Origin of the sequence: Rhizomicrobium electricum (assembly GCF_011762045.1) — a bacterium.
GTDB classification, from domain to species: Bacteria; Pseudomonadota; Alphaproteobacteria; order Micropepsales; family Micropepsaceae; genus Rhizomicrobium; species Rhizomicrobium electricum.
Window position 1 is genome coordinate 270,271 of record NZ_JAASQS010000007.1, and the last position, 19,334, is coordinate 289,604.

Here is a 19,334-nt window from a genome sequence, read left to right on the forward strand (position 1 = left end):
ACGTGTCGCCGAAAGTGAGTCCTGGTGCAGCGCAGACTGGCAGAGAGTGCAATCGATACGCCCGGCGATTCCGCCAAGCCGGCAGCTTGCGAACATGGCTGCCGCTTTTTCGCCGATACCGGCTGCATTTCGAAATCCGACATGGAAGCCCACGGCGTGACCGTGCACTTCGCGCGCAACGAGACGATCTACGCCAAAGGCGACGAAGCGCGCTTTTCCTATCGCGTGGTGGAAGGCGCCGTGCGGCTGTCGCGCATCTTCGCCGACGGGCGGCGCCAGATCGTGAACTTCTTCCTGCCCGACGAGAGTTTCGGCATCGAGCTGGCGCACGACTACTCCGCCACCGCCGAGGCGGTCGGCGACGTGGTGGCGTTGCGCTGCCCGCGTCTCTGCATCTCGGCGCTGACCGAGGGCGATCCCGACATCAGCCAGAAGCGGCTTGCGATGTTCTCCAAGTCGCTCGCCGCCGCCGAACGGCACGTCGCCATGCTCGGCCATCAGAGCGCCAAGGAGCGGGTCGCCTCGTTCTTCATGGCCCTGGAGATGCAGCGCCGGACCGACGATTCCCACACCCTCGACCTGCCGCTCAGCCGCCAGGACATCGCCGATTATCTCGGCCTCACCATCGAGACCACCTGCCGGGCGCTGTCGGAACTGAAGCGCCAGAACATCATCGCGACCCCCAGCCGCCGCCGCATCGTGATCCGCGATCTCGCCGGCCTTACCGCCATCGCCGAGGGCGGCGGGGAGTAGTTTCCGTGCCCGCTCCCGCGGGGCACAGAGGCGCGGCAGCAGAAAGCCCGTTTCACCGGCCAACTTACAATTTGACAACTCTCAATGCCTTGGCGGCCCGGAGGGGCTTTGCTGCACAAGGGGCTAGCCGGGAGAGTGGTCATGGCGTTCGTCAAGATTCTGGTGCCGGTCGCCGGCGTTGCGCGCGATCGTTTCGCACTGGCGACGGCGTTTGCCGCCGCGGCGCCGTTCAACGCCCACGTGGTGGCGATGTTCGTCCATGCCGACCCGCGCGAGACCGTGCCCTACGGCGAGCTGCCGCTGTCGCCCGACATCGTCCAGGATTTGATCGACACCGCGGCCGATCTCGAAAAAGCCTCGTCCAAGGCGGCGCGCTCGACGCTGGCCTCGATGGCGGCGGAGGCCGGGCTTCGCATCGTCGCCAAGCCGGAACGGATCGACACCGTTACGGTGTCTTACGAAGAAATTCGCGAGCACCTGCCGCGGGCGCTCGACAAGGAAGCGCGGCTTTGCGATCTCGTCGTCTTCCCGCCGATCCGCGAGACCGACGAACCCGAAGTGCAGGATGCGTTCATCCGTACCCTGACCAAGGTCGGCCGCCCGGTGCTGCTGTCCGCCGAACACATGCCGGAAAGCGTCGGCAAGCGCATCGCCGTCGCCTGGGACGGCTCGATCGTGTCGAGCCACGCGCTGACAGCGGCGCTGCCGTTCCTCACCCGCGCCGACAAGATCGAGATCCTGACGGTGCAGAACGGCGTCTTGCCGGGCAACGGCTCCGACGTCGCCGCCTATCTCGCGTTGCACGGCCTCAAATGCGAGACCCGCATCGTGCCGCGCGGCGACGCCTCGACGGCCGAGGTCCTGCTCGACACCGCCGCCAACCAGGGCTTCGATCTTCTTGTTTGCGGCGGTTACGGCCACAGCCAGATGGTGGAATCGATCTTCGGCGGCGTGACCGAGCACATCGTCTCCCACCCGATGATCCCGGTGCTGATGATGCATTGACCCCTCGTCCCGTTTGGGAAGAGGGCGCGAAATCGAGGGTTGCGCCGATGTCCGGTTCTCTGCCGAGAACGGGCATTGCCGGTCGTCAGCCCAACATACGGCTGGTGCCGCAATACGGCATTCTTCCCGCCTTCGGATCGACGCCAGCCCGGCAACGCCGCCGCTCATGCCGCGAAGGACCTTCGCCGCCGCCCAATGTCCGAAGACCTCGATCATCCGTACCTCGAGCAATGGACGGAGGGGCATTCCCATGGGATAATATCCGCATGAAATTTGCCGAAGTTATTCCCGTCAGCGAACTGCAAGCTTTGTGCGAGAGCTTCTCCTCGCTGACCGGCGCGGTAACGGCCGTGCTCGACCTGGAGGGAAATGTCCTGGTCGCTGCCGGGTGGCATGACATCTGCACTCAGTTTCATCGCCGACATGCGGCGACGGCCTTGCGTTGCCGGGAAAGCGATACCGCCCTGGCCGGGCAGTTGCAGGCCGGCGAACGATACAACGTCTATCGCTGCAAGAACGGACTGGTCGACGTCGCCGTACCGATCATCATCTGCGGGGAACACGTCGGCAACTTCTTCACCGGACAGTTCTTTTTCAAGGAACCCAATGAGGCCGATTTTGCGCGGCAGGCCGAGGAATTCGGCTTCGACAAGGCGCGCTACATGCGGGCACTCGGCAAAGTCCCCGTCTTCAGCGAGGCCGAAGTCCGGTTGATGATGGAGTTCTTCACCCGCCTCGCCCAGTTGATCGGCGAGATGGGGCTCGCCCGGGCCAACAAGGAAGAGGCCAACCGGGAACTGCGCGAGTCCCGCCATCTCCTGCAGACCATCATCGATACGGCCCCCATCCGGGTGTTCTGGAAAGACCGGAACCTGCGCTATCTCGGCTGCAATCCCGTGTTCGCTGCCGATGCCGGGAAATGCTGCCCGGACGAAGTGGTAGGCCAGGACGACTCGCAGATGGCGTGGGCCGATCAGGCGGAGGCCTACCGCCAAGACGATCGCGCCGTCATCGACAGCGGTGTGGCCAAGCTGTCCTACGACGAACCCATTACCACCTCCGACGGCCGCACGACCTGGATTCGCACCGCCAAGGTCCCGCTGCGCAATCAGGACAACGAGATCATCGGGGTGCTGGGCACCTATGACGACATCACCGCACGCCACCAAGCCGAGGAGGACCTGCGCCGCTACAAGGACCAGCTAGAGGAAACGGTGCGGAGCCGTACCGCCGAGCTGATGCTGGTGCGTGATGCGGCGGAAGCGGCCAACAAGGCCAAGAGCACGTTCCTCGCCGCCGCCTCCCACGACCTGCGCCAGCCTTTGCAAGCCTCGCTCGCTTATCTCTCGGCCCTGTCGCGCAAGGTTGAGCGCAAAGACCTTGAGGACTTGTGCGACAAGATCCGGCAACCGTTGAAGGCGATGGGCGACATTCTCGAGGCGTTGCTCGACATCTCGGACCTCGAAAGCGGGCATCTGCAGCCCCGCTTGCGGGACTTCGCGCTCAACGACCTTCTCGTGCGGGTCGTCGCCTGCGCCGAGCCCCTGGCGCGGCACAAGGGGCTCATTCTGTCGAGCCTGCCGACCGACCTGATGGTGCACAGCGACCCCAAGATGCTCGAGCGCATCGTGTCGAACTTCCTTACCAACGCCATCCGCTATACCGACAAGGGAGTGATCGGCGTCTATTGCGTAGAGATGGGCGACAAGATCTGCCTATCCGTCACGGACACCGGCATCGGCATTCCCGCGGGCGCGCTCGCCACGATATTCGATGACCATGTGCAGCTCGGCAATCCGGCGCGCGACCGCCGCAAAGGACTGGGGCTGGGGCTTTCGATCGCCAAGCGCATTGCCGACACGCTCGGCCACCGCATTTCGGTGCGGTCGGAATTAGGCTCGGGCTCGTCGTTCTCGATCGAACTGCCGCAAGCCCACAACGCCGCCGCGCCGGTCGAAACGGAAACGCCTCCTCCAAAAGTTGCGCAGGAACACCCCGTCGTGCTGCTGATCGACGACGACCAGGATGTCGCCGACGCGGTGCAGATGATGCTGTCGTCCTACAGCATCGAGACCTACATGGCGCACAGCCGCGATGCGGCGCTGCGGATGCTGGAAACGGGTCTCAATCCGGGATTGGTGTTGTGCGATTACCGCTTGCCGGACGTCAACGGCATCGACCTGATCCGCCAGGTGCGCAAGGTGCTCGACACCGAAGTTCCGGCGGTGCTTGTGACCGGCGACATGGGTGTCACGGAGATCCCGGCCGATCTCGCAAAGTGCGCGCTGCTGCACAAGCCGGTGGATATCGAGGCTTTCCTCTCCGTAATAAGCACGCTAACGGTCTGACGCCGCCCCGACCGAACGATGCGATGCGGCAATGGCCCTTGTCTTTATCGCGGGAGAGGGCGCGAAATTTTGCAACTAGCCGATGCCGGAGAATCCGCCGCAGCCATCATTCCGGCTTGCAGGCAGCGCGCCCCGCATTCTTGTTGATCGCATCCGCCAAGGCATCCGCTTTCGCCCGTTCGAGCGGACCGACGAGAAAGCCGTCGAACTGAATCGGGTCGAGGATCTTGGCCGTCTTGATGACCTCGCCGTCTGCGATGAACGCAATTTTCGTTCCGACGTTATTCTTGCTGAACTGCCGAATGCGTTGGGCGCCGTCGCGATCGAGGTCGACGTTCAAAACGATCTGGTTCTCCGTCAGGGTTACGTTCGCTCCGGTAAAGTCGCGCATCGTGAGGAGCGGCGCTGCCTTGAGATGCAGGACTTTTCCGTTCGGCTCGGCGATCGTGCGCGGGCCGTGATCGTCAACAACGACGAATTCCATTCGCGGGCACGCCGGTTCGGCATTTGCGGAATGGGTGACGCATAGGCAGCCCGCCATCAGTCCCGCAAAAAGGATCCTTTTCGGGAAACGGCTTTCGAGCATCTTCGTCTCCACTCAGCGCATCGCACGGGCATATAGGTAGCGAAAACTGAGGCGACAAGTAGCGCTCTGGAATCGCGACAGCGTGCGTGTTCGAGCATCTTCGCCTCCGCCATCGGACCGCGGCGTAGCGACATCGTCCGCCGCCGCACTTGCCCGCACGTTTGAGTAGTTTCCGAGCCTATCTCGCAAAATCCTATCACGACTAGGGTTGTTGCCATGGACTGGTCGCGCGGGTTCCGTCCGAACGTGGGGCGCGTGGCCGTTGAGGAAGGGGAGTAACATGCTCGATAGCGCTGCCGCTTCAGTGAGGCCGGATCGGAAATCTCCGGACAATGTGCGCGACGAAATTTCGTTGGCGGGCAAGGCTGCGGCGCATCCGTGGTCGATGGCTGGTTCTTCGAAGCAATCGCCGACCCACATCATAAATGGTGTCGCGTACTCGCAGGATCGCAGCTACATCGATAGCCTGATTTCGTTCCTCGTCATTGCACGCGCCTATGGATGTCTTCGCGATCCATCTGGGCCGCTGCAGTAGAGCATCCCGCATACGTAATGCTGCACCGGGGCTCTCGTGCCCGGTTTCACACCCCCTCACGTCACCTTGTAGACCCGCACCCGCACGGCGTCGCCTTTCGGCTCGACCGTCACGGTGCCGACGAAGAGGGCTTTGTTCAGCCAGTCGTGCTTTCCGATCGGGGCTTCGAACACCGGGGCGCACCGCAGGTAATAGTCCGGCGTGCCCGGCTTGCCGCTGACCACGGCGTGGTTGTGGACGTGGATCAGGGTGCCGTCGTCGGCCTGGATCATGTAGTCGGCTTCGAGGGTCACCGCGCCGTCGCTGCGGACGAGCTGCCAATCGGCGCCGCCCGGCAGCACCTTGCCTTTGATAGCCGGCCCTTCGAAATGGCCGCCGGTGATCGGGATGCGGTTGCGGCCGCCGAACGGCGTCGGGCCGGGGGTTTCGGCCGCACCGATCGTGACATAGGCCTCGAACGCGAAGGCGATGCCGGGCGTTTCCGGTTCGGCCGCGCGGGCCATGACCCCGGCGGCGCCCGCCGCCACGGCACCGGCCATGACGGTCCGGCGGTTCATCTTCCTCATCTATCCCTCCCGACCCCAAAGACGGTCGTCACCATAATCGAGATGCCGCCCCGGACCAGCCGCTTTTGGGCTTGAACCGCCGCCGACAGCTCCCCACATCTAAAGAGCTGTTTGGTCGCGACGACGTTTGAGAGTTGCGACGCATTTGCAATGTGTTCCGTCTCTTGTTTAGAGCGTTTCGAATTCGATTCGGGACAGCCGGCGCGCACCACCCCCCCTCCCCCGGTGTGGGTGCCGATTCCGCAAATCAAAGATCAAGATCGTGGGTTAGGGGCGGTAAGCCCGGCCATTTCTGGTACCATCGGTCGGCCGTTCGCTCCCGCCGTCCGGCAAATCCGAACAGCGGTGCCGTTTTTTGTTGCGTTGCGGTATAACGACGGGCTTTGTTTCCATTCTAAAGTTCACACCCAAAACCGACAGCCCCCTATGCCCCCCAGCCTGCAACTCGACAGTCATGAAACCATCCGCCGCCTCGGGCGGATTCTCGGCATCGTCATCAAGGAACAGTACGGCCTCGGCGAAGCCGAGCTGAAGCGGGGGCAGCACGACCTCGATCTGGTCGAACAGATCCGCCGCCAGTCGGTCGGCGAGCACCGCAGCGGGGCGGGCGACGTGCCGCTCGACAAGCGGCTCACCGAACTCGATCCGCGCGAAGTGGCGCTCCTGATCCGCGGTTTTTCGATCTTTTCCCAGCTTGCCAACATCGCCGACGACCATTGGGTGCGGTCGGAGAAGGGGCCGGGCCCGCTGCAGCAGCTCGAGCACCACATGCGGGTCACCGCCAAGCAGGCCAGCGCCTATCTCAGTCAGGCGCTGATTTCGCCGGTGATCACCGCCCACCCGACCGAGGTGCGGCGCAAATCGATCCTCGACCGCGAGGCCGACATCGCGCTTTTGCTGGAGCAATTCGACGACGCCAACCGCCACGAGGGCGAAGACTCCGAGATCGAGGCGCAGCTCAAGCGCGAGATCCGCACCTTGTGGCAGACGCGCATGTTCCGGGCGGTGCGCATCCACGTCACCGACGAGATCGAGAACGCCATCGCAGTGTTCGCGCGCACTTTCCTCACCCAGCTGCCGCTGGCCAAGCGCCGCATCGCCAAGCTCTACGGCCTCAACGGCGCGACGATGCCGTACATCAAGCCCGGCTCCTGGGTCGGCGGCGACCGCGACGGCAATCCCTTCGTCACCGCCCAGACGCTGGATTACGCAGTGCGGCGCCAATGCGAGGTGGTGCTCGATCACTACCTCAACGAGGTCAACGTGCTTGGCAGCGAGCTGTCGCTGGCGGAGGAATTCACCGGCACCAGCGTGGCGCTGCAGGCGTTGGCGGCCAGCCCCGAGCATGTCTCGCGCCACCAGATCGACGAGCCTTACCGCCGGGCACTGATCACCTGCTATTCGCGGCTTGCCGCCACCCGCAAAGCCTTGTGTGGCCACAGCCCGGCGCTGAAGGCACGATGGGCGGCCGAGGCTTACGAAAAGCCGGAAGAATTCGCCGCCGATCTGACGGTGATCGTCGAATCCTTGCGGGAGAATGGCGACGGCGATCTCGCCGACGGCCGGCTCCTGACCTTGCGCGAAGCGGTCGGCGCCTTCGGCTTCCATCTGGCCACCATGGATTTGCGCCAGAACTCCGTCGTGCACGAGCACGTCGTCGACGAGCTTCTGGTGAGCGCCGGCGTGGTCCCGTCCTATCGCGCCTTGAAGGAAAAAGAGCGCGTCGCGCTCTTGATGCAGGAACTGTCCTCGCCGCGACTCTTGCGCTCGCCTTACCGCAGCTATTCCGAGCAGACCGCCAGCGAGCTCGAGATCGGCGACAAGGCGGCCGAGATTCTGCGTCGGTATGGCAGCGGCGCGATCAGCAATTACGTCATCTCGCACACCGAAAGCGTTTCGGACTTCCTCGAGACCGCGCTTCTGATGAAGGAAACCGGTCTGTTCGTGCCGGACGAGAAGCCGCGCGGGTCGCTCAGGATCGTGCCGCTGTTCGAAACCATCCCCGACTTGCGCGCCTCCGACGAGATCATGCGCGCCTGGCTCGACATGCCGTTCGTGCGCGCGCTCCTCGACGGGCAGGGCTCCGTCCAGGAAGTGATGATCGGCTATTCCGATTCCAACAAGGACGGCGGCTATCTCACCTCGAACTGGGAAATCCGCACCTCGATCGCGCGCCTCACCTATCTGGCCGCCGCGCGCGGCGTCAGGATGCGGTTCTTCCACGGTCGTGGCGGTGCGGTCGGTCGCGGTGGCGGGTCTTCGTTCGACGCCATCCGGGCGCTGCCGTGCAATGCGTCGGCGTCCGGCATCCGGATTACCGAGCAGGGCGAGGTGGTCGCGTCGAAGTACGGCGATCCCGAGATCGGCCGTCGCAGCCTCGAAACCATCATCGTCGCCGCCATGCTGTCGGAGCTGAATCACGAGACCGACGCGGCCGACGGCGAGGCGGCCATCCTCCTCTCGATGATGAGCGAAGTGGCATTCAAGGCCTACCGCGCGCTCGTCTACGACACCGAGGGGTTCGTCACCTATTTCCGCGAATCGACCCCGTTGCCGGAAATCTCCGATCTCAAGATCGGCTCGCGACCGGCCTCACGCTCATCATCGGCGCGGATCGAGGATTTGCGCGCCATTCCGTGGGTGTTCTCGTGGAGCCAGGCGCGCGTGATGCTGCCCGGCTGGTACGGCTTCGGCACCGCCGTGCGCGAGATGGGGATGGAGCACTTGCGACCGCTCTACAAGACCTCGCCGTTCTTCCGCACCACCGTCTCCAACATGGAAATGGTGCTGGCGAAATCGTCGCTGCCGATCGCCCGGCGCTATTCCGAACTGGTGGAAGACAAGGATCTGGCGCGCGCTATTTTTGCGAGCATCGAAAAGGAATGGCACGCCACGGTCGAGGCGATCCTCGCACTCACCGAGCAACGGGCATTACTGGAACGCAGCCCGAAGCTCTTGAGTTCGATCCGGCTGAGACTGCCTTACATCGACGCCCTCAACCATTTGCAGGTCGATCTGTTGCGCCGCCGCAGAGCCGGTGACGACAGTGAAGGCACGTCGCGTGCCATTCACATGTCGATCAACGGCATTTCCGCGGGCCTGCGCAATTCCGGGTGATGCCGTCGCGTGTCAGGCGACGGTTTCCTCGTCGATTCCGTACAACTCGTCCGCCTTGCCCTCGGCCAGTTGCTTGGCAAGGTTGAGGATGGCGCGACGATGCTTGGGCTGGGTGATCGAGGCGTAGGCATCCAGCAGATCGGTGGCGCCCGGTTCGTTGAGGCTCGCCAGGTGGCGCGAAAAGGCGCTCGTCTCGCCCGGCTTGTCGAGATCGCCGACGATGTCCGAGACGCCGCAATGAAGCGCCTGGGCAATTTCGACGAGTCGCGAGAAGCTCACGCGATTGGTGCCGTGCTCGTACTTTTGCACCTGCTGAAAGGTGATGCCGACTTCGCGCGCCAGCTGTTCCTGGGAATAACCCAGTTCACGGCGACGTAGGCGAATACGGGATCCAAGGGCTATATCAAGCGGGTGCGGAGATCCGTTCTCCGTGGTCTTTGTCATCAGTGTGCCTTCTATCCATCGGTTGAAGCACCCCTACCACTTGTTTACTGCCCCGTACTTTTTCCGCGCGTCCCCACGCGCAAGCCAAGGGTTCTACCGTGTCCCCAGCGGAATGCATCCGTAATTGCGACCGAGGGTTAATCAGCCATTGTGGCGCAAGTATAGCGGAAAATGTTCATTCGTAGAGCGAATAGTCCGTACTCTGCAATTCTTCAGTCCTCAGCGCAGGTTGAGTGGAAGTGGATTTGGCAACCGCAATGAGTCCCTGCGCAAATTTGTTTTGATTTTAACCATTTACTGTATCGCGCCGGGACGGCGTTTCCCCGGTGCTAGTGCGGCGATGCCGCAATTGGACACACAGCCGTCGCGAATCGAGACATTCCGGTGCCTCAGGATTGGCCCCGCTCATGCAACGGGATGGCCGAAGCCATTAGCCGGGCAGAGCCGTGAACGCGCATTCCAAGACCGCCATCGTTCTTACGAACGCCGAAGCCATCGGCGAGGCGATTGCGGCATTGCCGTCGCCGATCGCTTTCCTGTCGGCGGATCGCGCCGCCGCGCTCGTGCCGGTGAATACCAACGACGACTGGTCCGTCAGCAAAGGCAAGCGGATGCTCGATCTCGCTCTGGCGATTCCGGCCGTTCTGCTGCTGTCGCCGCTGCTTCTGCTCATCGCGCTTCTGATCACGATCGACTCGACCGGTCCGGTATTTTTCCGCCAGCAGCGCACCGGTGCCTGCGGCCGGACCTTCGAAATCCTGAAATTCCGCACCATGCATGTGATGGAGAACGGTGCCGACGTGAGACAAGCCGTCGCCGACGATCCGCGCACCACCCGCATCGGCCGGTTCCTGCGTCGCTATTCGCTCGACGAACTGCCGCAGCTCCTCAATGTCGTGAACGGCGATATGTCGCTGGTCGGTCCGCGCCCGCATGCTAAGGCGCATGACGCCTATTACGGCGAGCACATCGCCGGCTACGGCTGCCGCTTCGCCGTCAAGCCGGGCATGACCGGCTGGGCCCAGATCAACGGCCATCGTGGCCCCACGCCCACCCTCGGCGTGATGGAAGCCCGCATCGATCACGACGTCTGGTACGTCAAAAACGCCAGCTTCGCGCTCGATCTCAAGATTCTCTTCAAGACCCCGTTCGCCATTATCAGCCCGAGGAACGCCGTCTGATGAGCGCCCATCCTGCCTGCGAACGCCGCTCCGGATCACGCGTTTACAGTCGTGTGACGGTCGGTGGCCTCGACACCGCCTGCGTATCGCGCCGCCAGCTCGGCGGCCTGATGGTCGGCGATTGTCTGGCGGCCCGCGGCGGCCGGCGCGCACCGCGTCTTGTTTTCGCGTCCAACGGTCACGCTATTGCCATGGCGGCCCTCGACCGCAAATTCCGCGAGACCTTCGCCAAGGCGGACCTGATCCACGCCGACGGCGAGCCGGTCGTCGCCGCGTCCAAACTGCTGTCGGACACGCCGGTGCCGGAGCGCAGCGCCACCACCGATTTCCTGTTCGATGCGGCGAAGGATGCCGCCGCGCACGGCCTCACCTTTTTCCTTCTCGGCTCGACCGAAGACATCAACGCCCGCGCCACCGCCAAAGTCGAACAGGCCGGCGTGAAGGTCGTCGGCCGCCGCAACGGCTATTTCTCCCGCGACGAAGAGGCTGCCGTTGTCGAGGCGATCAACGCCTCCGGTGCCGACGTCTTGTGGGTGGGTCTCGGTGTCCCGTTCGAGTACGAGTTCTGCCTGCGCAACAAGTCCCGTCTCAAAGTGGGATGGGTCGTGACCTGTGGCGGCTGTTTCAATTTTGCCGCCGGCGACTACCAGCGTGCGCCGGTCTGGATGCAGAAAAACGGCCTGGAGTGGCTGTTCCGGCTGTGGCGGGAGCCGCGCCGGCTATTCTGGCGCTATCTGGTGACCAACCCCGTCGCGATCGCGATGCTCCTGCTCAAAACCGGCGTGAAACCTGCAAGCTGACGGCTTTATGTCAGCAATGGGACAACGCGCGGATGTGGAAAGCTGGACGGCCGCCGTCTGGCGGTCCGCCTATCGCTATGGCCTGACTTCGCTTGGGCCGGTGGCGGTGTCGGGGGCCCATTTCGTCGCCTCGCTGCTGTTCCTGCGCCTGCTCCCGCCCGCCGATTTCGGGCATTTCTCCTTTTTGATGATCGTGGTGCCGTTCTGTCTGTCGGCGACCGGCGCGATGCTGGGCGCCCCGGCGGCCATGACCCGCGGCAAACCGGCGGACGAGGCCGATGCCGAGCTGAAGACCCTGCTCAATATGGCCGTTCTGGTGTCGGCGCTGGCATTCCTGGCGGTCGCCGCCATGATGGCGTCGACGGGCGCCGGCCTGGTTGCGGCGCTGGTGTTCGGCTTATACGCCGCCGTTTTCACCGCCCGCTCGTTTGCCCGGTCGTTTGCCAACGTCATGGGCGCGATCGAGCGTGTGGCCGCTTCGGACATCGTCTACTCCCTGGCCGTGATGGCTGGGTTGGCCGGGCTGGCCGCCATCGGCCGGTTCTCCTTGATCAATGCCGCCATTGCGCTGGTGGTAGCGAGCCTGGGCGCCTTGCCGCTGTTCGGCCGTGACTTCGCCCGCCGGCTGATTGGTGCTCTCGCCTTGCCGCAGATCGCCGCCTACCGCCCGATGTGGCGGGATGTGACCCGCTGGTCGCTGCTCGGGGTGGTCCTGACCGAACTGGCGTCCAACTGCCACGCTTACCTCGTCACCTTCATTTCCGGTCCCGGCGCCTTCGGACTTCTGGCCTTGGGGGCCTTGTTCATGCGACCGGCCAGCTTGGTCTTGAGCGCGCTGCCCGACATCGATCAGCCGGTGATGACCCGGAAAATCGCCGCCGGGGACCTGAAAGGCGCCTTCGCCGTGGTTAACGAATTTCGAACGGCGGCCGGTGCAGTCTTGGCGGGAACCGTCTTGCTGGCGCTGGTCCTCGTGTTCTGGTTTCCGCACCTCCTGCTCAAGAACTATCAGGTGAACGACGTCCTCGTCGTGCTCGCCTTCTGGACCGCGATTACCGCTCTGCGAGCCGTGCGCACGCCGGAGGCGGTGTTCATCATGGCGACGGGCGGCTACTCCAAGCTCGCCTGGGTCAGCGGCGTATCGAGTGTCGTAGCCTTGCTGCTGACACTGGTCCTGCTGGTGGTCGTCGGTCCGTTATGGTCGCTCGGCGGCGTTCTGGCGGGCGAGGTCGTGATGGTGGCGATGCTGTTCCCGCTCACCAACCAATGGAGGCGGCAGATTGGCTGAAATCGTCGTCGCCATTCCCACCTTCAAGCGTCCGGTGGCGCTGGCACGCCTTCTGGCGGCGCTGGAGAAGCTCGACACCGACGACAAGGTGATGGTCATCGTGGCCGACAACGATGCCGAAGGCCACGCCGGTTATGATCTTTGCCGTTCGCTGGCTGCCCACTATCGCTGGCCGCTCGATCCGGTGATCGCCGAGGACCGCGGCATCGCCCAGGTGCGCAACGTGCTGGTCGCCCGCGCGCTCGCGTATCCGCATGTCGCGTTCGTCGCGATGATCGACGACGACGAATGGCCGTCGCCGCAATGGTTGCGTGGGCTTTTGACGGTTCAGCGCGACACCGGGGCAGACGTCGTGGAAGGCTCGATCCTGTTCGAAGGCGGCGGCCAAGACGGCTTCGATGGCGTCTCCGACATGCGCCGTCCCACCGGTCCGGTCGCGATGCTGGAAGGCGCAGGCAATATCCTCATCACCCGCACATGCCTCGAGGCGTTGCAGGCACCATGGTTCGATCCCGCCTTTGCCTTCACCGGCGGCGAGGACCGCGATTTCTTCGCTCGCGTGAAAGCGGCGGGAGGGCGTTTCGCCTGGGCCGACGAAGGCCTTGCCTACACCAAGGTGCCGGAGCGCCGTCAGTCGCTTGCGTGGCTGTTCCGCCGTGCCTACGGCATCGGCAATTCGGAAATGCACGTCTTCCTGAAATACCGGCCGAGCCTTTGCGGGCGTCTGCGCGAATTTGCGAAAGTCGCCGGCGCTCTGGTGGTGACGCCGTTTGCGGGATTGCTGCTGGCGCTGTCGCCGCGGCGCGCCGCCGACGCCTGGCGCCGTTTTTTCCGCAATGCCGGCAAGCTCGCTGCCGTACTGGGTCAGCGCTATCAGCCCTATGCGGTGCCCCATGTCGATTGAGGCGGCCGGCATCGCAGTTCCCGCGCGTCGCTGGATCGACGAGGCGGTGTTCCTGGTCTTCCTGCTGCTCGCCTTTATCGGGCTGACGCCGTTCCATGCGCCCGATCCGATGATCGCTCAGCTCGGGGCTGCGGTGCAGACCGGTGCGGGCGACGCCATGCGCCAGGTCGCCTATATCGCCGCGTTTGCCGCCATCGTGTTCGTTGCGATGCGCCGCCAAGGGGCAGGTGCGTTTTCATCGCTTCCGCTGGTTTTGTTAGGGTTACTGACGTGGTGCGTGGTCAGCGCTCTGTGGTCGCCGGAGCCGGCGGTCACCATCCGCCGTGCCGGGCTCGCCATCGTGCTGGTTGTCTCCGCGATGATGAGTGTCGAGACCCTGGGCGCCGAGAAGGCGATGCGGCTGTGGCGCTGGGTGCTGTTGGCCGTGCTCGTCATCAACATCGCGTCCGCCAAGTTTGTCGCCAACGCCGTCCATCCGGTGGGCGAGGCCGACCCGGCGCTGGTCGGCAATTGGCGCGGCGTCTACGTCCACAAGAATATCGCCGGTGCGGTCGGGGCGATGACGGCGCTGATGTTCCTCTTCACGCCGCGCGAGAAGGCTTGGCACAAGCTCGGCGATCTCGCCGTGGTGGCGCTGGCACTGTTCTTCACGGTAATGACCCACTCCAAATCCTCCATGGGCCTTCTGGTGATTGCAGCGTTGGCCGGTGCCGTTTATCGAATCGCCTGGAGGCGGGAGATCGACCGCACCATCGCTTTGGTGGCAACCGGTCTTGCGGTTGTTGCGGGCGTCGTATTCTTTTTCTCCGATCAGGCTCTGTTTGCGCGCTTGTTCTCGGACCCGCAGCAATTCACCGGTCGCACCCAGATCTGGAACGCGGAAATCGCCTATATCAGGGACCATCCGCTGTTCGGCGCCGGCTTCGGCACATTTGCCGGCACCGGAGGCGTGTCGCCGCTTGCCCGTTATGTCGGCGGTTGGGTGTCGAGTGAAGCGGCCAACGGCCACAACGGTTATCTCCAGTTGCTGGTGACGGTCGGCGGCATCGGCTTCGCGCTGGCCATGGTGGGACTGATCGTTCTTCCTGCCATCCAGTTCTGGCGCCACGGCGCGCTGGCGGAAAAATCGGTGCTGTTTGCGCTGTTCGTGTTCCTGGCGCTGCATAACCTGATGGAAACGGATTTTCTCGAAGGCGACGGCGTTGCCTGGGTGGCCTATCTGTTGATGCTTGCCGTGCTCGGCACCATGCGGAGGGCTGAGGCATGACTCCGTTCTTCTCGGTGGTGATCCCGGTCTACAACCGCGCCCACCTGCTTTCCGATACGTTGAAATCGGTGCTCACACAGACCGAGCAGGATTTCGAAGTCATTGTCGTCGATGACGGCTCCAAGGACGATCCCGAAGCCGTGGTGAAATCGTTCGCCGATCCGCGCCTCGTCTTCATCCGCCAGGAGAACGGCGGTGGTGGCAAAGCCCGCAACATCGGCATCGATGCCGCCAGGGGCCGTTTCGTCGCGTTTTTGGATTCCGACGATCAGTTCCTGCCGCATCATCTTGCTGCCATGCGCGTGTTGCTTGAGGGCACCACCAGGACTGGCGCCTATGCTCGCTTCATTGTCGACCGCGGCAACGGACGCACCATCTTCAAGCCGCACCGTGCCGTGCGCGACGACGAAGACATGGCGATGTACCTTTTGTGCGATCGCGGCTTCATTGCGACGTCGGTGATCGTGGTGCCGGCGGAACTCGCCCGCGCGATCCGCTTCAACGAAAACCTGCCGGCCGCCGAGGACACCGATTTTCTCATCCGGGCGGCGCTCGCCGGAACCAAATTCAAGATGGCGGAAACGCCGTCACTTTACTGGCGCGATTTCTACGATCCGAACCGGCTTTCCATTGGGCGGCGCTGCGCTTCGATGAAGGACTGGATCGAATCGCTGCGCGGCCGGATTCCCGAAAAGGCCTATTACGGCTGCCTCGGTTGGGCCTACGCCAAATACGTCGCGATGGATCGGCCCTGGGCTGCATTCCGCCTCTGGCTCGCGGCCGTGGTGCGCGGCTGTTATCGTCCTTCGGTGGCGATGATCGTGTTTTTGCAGATATTCCTGGGCGACAAGGGCTACCGGCATCTCGCCGATACGGCCATCGGCTGGCTCGGGCCTTTATGGAACCGCAAGGCCAAGGCTTAATGCGCGTTAACGTGTCGACCGTTCACTCTGCATTGACGCGCGCGCCTGTATTCTGACCGGCATGAAGAAGAAGGTACTCCTGGTCACAACGGTCCCGTATTCGTCCGCGGCCCGCTTGGCCGGCGCGTTCTCGGCTCTCGGTGCGACGGTGGAAGCGGTGTTTCCGCGCGAGGCACCGATCGCGGTCAGCCGCTATCTCGACCGGGCATATCGCTATCGGCCGCTGGCGTCCGAAGAATCGCTGGCGGACGCGCTTCGCACCGCAGAGCCCGATTTTGTTATTCCCTGCGATGACCGCGCCGCGGCGCTGCTGGCGGGGTTGACGGCTTTTGCGCCGCGGCTCGAACGCTGCCTGGGGCCGCTTGCCGCCTATCGTGTGTTGATGGCGCGGGCGCCGTCGATGGCAGTCGCGCGGGAGGAGGGGGTCGTCGCGCCGTTGACCCGCGCGGTCGATAGCCTCGCCGCTTTGCCCGAAGCCCTGCACGAGGTGGGCCTTCCGTGCGTGATGAAAGCCGATTTTTCTTGGGGTGGGGCCGGTGTGAAGTTCGTGTGCTCCGCCGACGAGGCGCGACGTGCCTTCGTCAAGCTGCAGGGGCCTCCCTCGCGGCTCCGCAGCCTTGTCCGGGTGGTCAAGCGCCGGGATTTGCATTTTCTCGACGCCGCACGCAATCCGGTCAAAGCGACCGTCAATCTGCAGGCGTTCGTTCCCGGCAAGCCTGCCACCAGTGTGTTTGCGGCTGAAGATGGCAAGGTCCTCGCCGCCCAGCATATGGACGTCGTCACATGGCAAGGCGATGCCGGTCCGGCGACCGTGATGGCGCGCGTTTCCGACCCGGTCATGGATGACGCGGTCGCCAAGATCGCGGCACGTTTCCGGCTCAGCGGCTTGCACGGCCTGGATTTCGTCCGCGATGCGGCGGGCCTGCCGCACCTCATTGAGATCAATCCGCGTGCCACCCAGATCTGCCACTTGCCGCTCGATGCTGACTTACCCGCGGCCTTGCTGGGAGTGCCGGGGCGTCTGCCGGTAACGGATCGGAAACAAATTGCGCTCTTCCCGCAGCTCTTAACGGCAGACGCGCTGCCGCCGCACATCTTCCGCGACATTCCCTGGGACGATCCCAGAGTTTTGCGCTTCCAGAGCGGCGAGGCTTTGCCGGAGGCGGCGGAACTTGAAGCGATCGCCGAATTCGATCGGCCGGTCCGGCGCTTCGGTTATCGTCCGCCCGCGGGCAATCGTTAACCGTTCCTCAGCCGTAATGCGCGTAAACCTTACCGGTTAGGTTGGCGAAATATGTCCACACGCGAAGCGCGTCCGGTATCGACCACTCCGCCCGAACCCTCGTTCGGGCCGGCCGATTTCCTGCGCGTCGTTCGCGAGCGTGCCCGCCTCATCCGCAATGTGACGCTCGCGATCGTGGCGCTCACCGCTGCGGTGATGTTCGCGCTGCCGACGCGCTATTCGACCAGCGCGGTGGTGATGCTCGATCAGCGCAAGAACAATGTCGCCGATACGTCGAGTGTGTTGTCGGCGCTGCCCACTGATCCTTCCAGCGTGCAGAACCAGATCCAGGTGCTGTCGTCACGCGATCTGGCGCTGAAGGTGATCGACAAGCTGCATCTCGAGGCCGACCCCGAATTCAATCCGACGCTGGCAAAAGGCGGCCTGCCGGACCTCAATCCTCTGCATTACTTGCGTAGCCGTCCGGCCGGCGGACCGGCCGACATACGCGAAGGCGTGGTCAGTGCGTTTCTCAACAATCTTGATGTCAGTTCGCTCGGCCTATCGACGTCGCTCCAGGTGTCCTTCAGCGCCAAGGATCCGGCGAAGGCGGCGCGCATCGCCAATGCGCTGGCCAAGAGCTACACCGAAGACCAGATCGCGGTGAAACGCGACGCGGCGCGGCAGGCCGCAACATGGTTGTCGGATCGCATGCACCAGCTGGCGGCTCAGGTGCAGCAGCAGGAAGCCGCCGTCCAGCTCTACAAGGCCGAACACGATCTCGTCGAATCCGCCGATGGCAAGTCGCTGGTGGACGATCAGCTTCTGGCCATCAACGCCCAGCTCATCGCCGCCCAGTCCGATCTCGCCGAAAAGCGCGCCGCCTACGAACGCGTGTCGGCGCTGTCGCGCACCGGCAATGCCGCCGCCATCACGCCGGTGGTCAATTCCAAGATGATCGGCGATTTGCGTACGCAGGAAGCCGAACTGGTACGCCAGGAGTCCGATCTCGCCACCCGCTATGGACCGAACCATCCCAAGATGGTGGCGATCCGCAACGAGAAGCGCGACCTGTCGGCCAAAATCGCTCGCGAGGTGCAGGGCATCGCCGGTTCGCTCGAGAGCGATCTCGAAGTGGCGCGCGCCCATGTCGGCTCGATTCAAGCGAGCCTCGCCAAGGTCGAGCGTCAGGCGCGCGGGGAAAACATGGCACGGGTGCAGCTCAAGGCGCTCGAAGCCAATCTCGCCTCCACCCGCGCCACCTATGAATCGTTCGTTGCCCGTTTGCGTGCCGTGCAGGATCAGGACGACATCCAGATTCCGGAAGCGCGCGTCATCTCGACCGCTCCGGTGCCGACGGCACCGTCCTCGCCTCATCGCACCTTGTTCATCGGCGCCTCGATCCCCGGCGGCCTCCTGATCGGCATCCTGATCGCTCTCTTGCTCGAGCGGTTCGGGGCACCGGTTCGGGCCGCACCGACGCCTATCCGCCGGAGCGAACGCCCGGCCGTCGTGCCTCCCGCCGCCGCCCCGGCTTTCGCTCAGGCTCCGGCTCAGCCGGTCCCGCCGCCGCAGCCCGAACTTCCGCCTGTCCTTGCGGAATTGGCGGCGTCATCCGATCTGCGGCTGGCCGACTGGGTTCTCGATCACCCGGATTCGCCCTATGGCCGCGGCCTCGTCGCGGTGCTTGCGGCGCTGGCGTCATTCCGGAAGGGCCAAGCTCAGATCGTCAGTCTGACCTCGGCCGCGCCGGACGCCAGCCAGTCGGTGACTGCCCTGGCTCTGGCTCGGATGGCGGTTCGCAGCGGCTTGCGCACCTTGTTGATCGATGCGGAGAGCGGCCGTCTGGCACCGGCATCGCCCGCCACGGGGCTGGCCGCCATGGCCGCCGGCACCCCGTTCGCGACGGCGGTGCTCAAGGATCGCCGCAGTAACCTCTATTGCCTTTCGGCTCCGCCGTCGGTCTGGCCCCAGGCGGAAACCGTCCTCGCCGGGCTGCGGCAGACCTGCGATCTGGTCCTGGTAAATGCCCCCGCGGCCGGCTCTGCGGCCGTCTGGCCGCATCTGGCCCGCCTCAGCGACGTCGTCGTGCTGCAGAGCCCGGCGACGGCGGCTCCCAGCCTCACAGCCCATGCGCTGCGTTGGCTAGTCGCAATGCGCGCCCCCCTGTGCGGCCTCGTTGTTACCCGATAAGTCCCTGACCGGGCAGCGTTCTTGCCTGAGACCAGCCGCAACTAGGGGTACGGGTGATAACCAACCTTGCGAAGATTTTCGTTGAGATTGCGGCAAGATATGGATACGCGGAGCCTCGGATTTGGCTCGCAAGTCCGTAATTTCGATCCACCGTAACAAAGCGAACCCAAATGAGCGAAATATCTCCTCCGCCAACGCGCAC

16 protein-coding genes are annotated in these 19,334 nt (G+C 64.1%); 13 read left to right on the forward strand and 3 right to left on the reverse strand.

What is annotated here, in order from left to right:
- The first annotated feature begins 24 nt into the window (after positions 1-24).
- The 3 genes from FHS84_RS15320 to FHS84_RS15330 all read left to right on the forward strand — a co-directional run bounded on the left by FHS84_RS15320 (position 25) and on the right by FHS84_RS15330 (position 4,106).
- Positions 25-753: a helix-turn-helix domain-containing protein gene (locus FHS84_RS15320; protein ID WP_166935873.1), complete on the forward strand. Its 729-nt coding sequence runs from the start codon at positions 25-27 to the stop codon at positions 751-753.
- A gap of 141 nt (positions 754-894) precedes the next feature.
- Positions 895-1,758, forward strand: coding sequence for a universal stress protein (locus FHS84_RS15325; protein ID WP_166935875.1), 864 nt, complete (start codon positions 895-897; stop codon positions 1,756-1,758).
- Positions 1,759-2,024: 266 nt separating this feature from the next.
- Positions 2,025-4,106, forward strand: a complete 2,082-nt coding sequence (locus tag FHS84_RS15330; RefSeq protein WP_166935877.1) for a PocR ligand-binding domain-containing protein — start codon at positions 2,025-2,027, stop codon at positions 4,104-4,106.
- A gap of 106 nt (positions 4,107-4,212) precedes the next feature.
- Here the strand turns inward: FHS84_RS15330 and FHS84_RS15335 are convergent, their stop codons facing one another.
- Entirely contained in the window at positions 4,213-4,590 is a 378-nt protein-coding gene (locus FHS84_RS15335) for a SecDF P1 head subdomain-containing protein (protein WP_166935879.1), read from the reverse strand.
- 382 nt (positions 4,591-4,972) lie between these two features.
- On the opposite strand from FHS84_RS15335, the gene FHS84_RS15340 reads away from it, so the two are divergent.
- Positions 4,973-5,227, forward strand: a complete 255-nt coding sequence (locus tag FHS84_RS15340) for a hypothetical protein (RefSeq protein WP_166935881.1) — start codon at positions 4,973-4,975, stop codon at positions 5,225-5,227.
- 56 nt (positions 5,228-5,283) lie between these two features.
- Here FHS84_RS15340 and FHS84_RS15345 read toward each other — a convergent pair whose 3' ends face one another.
- Complete coding sequence (locus FHS84_RS15345) at positions 5,284-5,793, reverse strand: DUF3237 domain-containing protein (protein ID WP_166935883.1); 510 nt, start codon at positions 5,791-5,793, stop codon at positions 5,284-5,286.
- 426 nt (positions 5,794-6,219) lie between these two features.
- Here FHS84_RS15345 and ppc point away from each other — a divergent pair, with 426 nt between their 5' ends.
- Entirely contained in the window at positions 6,220-8,910 is a 2,691-nt protein-coding gene (gene ppc, locus FHS84_RS15350) for a phosphoenolpyruvate carboxylase (protein ID WP_166935885.1), read from the forward strand.
- Between the two features lie 12 nt (positions 8,911-8,922).
- Here ppc and FHS84_RS15355 read toward each other — a convergent pair whose 3' ends face one another.
- Positions 8,923-9,354: a helix-turn-helix domain-containing protein gene (locus FHS84_RS15355; RefSeq protein WP_166935887.1), complete on the reverse strand. Its 432-nt coding sequence runs from the start codon at positions 9,352-9,354 to the stop codon at positions 8,923-8,925.
- 446 nt (positions 9,355-9,800) lie between these two features.
- On the opposite strand from FHS84_RS15355, the gene FHS84_RS15360 reads away from it, so the two are divergent.
- The 8 genes from FHS84_RS15360 (at position 9,801) to FHS84_RS15395 (ending at position 19,132) form a co-directional block, all read left to right on the forward strand.
- Positions 9,801-10,535 carry an exopolysaccharide biosynthesis polyprenyl glycosylphosphotransferase gene (locus FHS84_RS15360; protein ID WP_341801833.1) on the forward strand — a complete coding sequence of 245 codons (735 nt, stop codon included), beginning with the start codon at positions 9,801-9,803 and terminating at the stop codon, positions 10,533-10,535.
- Positions 10,535-11,335: a WecB/TagA/CpsF family glycosyltransferase gene (locus FHS84_RS15365; protein ID WP_166935890.1), complete on the forward strand. Its 801-nt coding sequence runs from the start codon at positions 10,535-10,537 to the stop codon at positions 11,333-11,335. The genes FHS84_RS15360 and FHS84_RS15365 overlap by 1 nt, the downstream gene beginning before the upstream one ends.
- A gap of 16 nt (positions 11,336-11,351) precedes the next feature.
- Positions 11,352-12,623: a hypothetical protein gene (locus FHS84_RS15370; RefSeq protein ID WP_166935892.1), complete on the forward strand. Its 1,272-nt coding sequence runs from the start codon at positions 11,352-11,354 to the stop codon at positions 12,621-12,623.
- Positions 12,616-13,527, forward strand: coding sequence for a glycosyltransferase family 2 protein (locus tag FHS84_RS15375; RefSeq protein WP_166935894.1), 912 nt, complete (start codon positions 12,616-12,618; stop codon positions 13,525-13,527). Before FHS84_RS15370 ends, FHS84_RS15375 begins: the two co-directional genes overlap by 8 nt.
- Positions 13,517-14,794: an O-antigen ligase family protein gene (locus FHS84_RS15380; protein WP_166935896.1), complete on the forward strand. Its 1,278-nt coding sequence runs from the start codon at positions 13,517-13,519 to the stop codon at positions 14,792-14,794. The genes FHS84_RS15375 and FHS84_RS15380 overlap by 11 nt, the downstream gene beginning before the upstream one ends.
- Positions 14,791-15,717: a glycosyltransferase family 2 protein gene (locus tag FHS84_RS15385; RefSeq protein ID WP_166935898.1), complete on the forward strand. Its 927-nt coding sequence runs from the start codon at positions 14,791-14,793 to the stop codon at positions 15,715-15,717. Before FHS84_RS15380 ends, FHS84_RS15385 begins: the two co-directional genes overlap by 4 nt.
- A 115-nt stretch (positions 15,718-15,832) precedes the next feature.
- Positions 15,833-16,960: an ATP-grasp domain-containing protein gene (locus tag FHS84_RS15390; protein WP_166935900.1), complete on the forward strand. Its 1,128-nt coding sequence runs from the start codon at positions 15,833-15,835 to the stop codon at positions 16,958-16,960.
- Positions 16,961-17,011: 51 nt separating this feature from the next.
- Positions 17,012-19,132: an exopolysaccharide transport family protein gene (locus FHS84_RS15395; protein ID WP_166935902.1), complete on the forward strand. Its 2,121-nt coding sequence runs from the start codon at positions 17,012-17,014 to the stop codon at positions 19,130-19,132.
- The last annotated feature ends 202 nt before the right edge of the window (positions 19,133-19,334 follow it).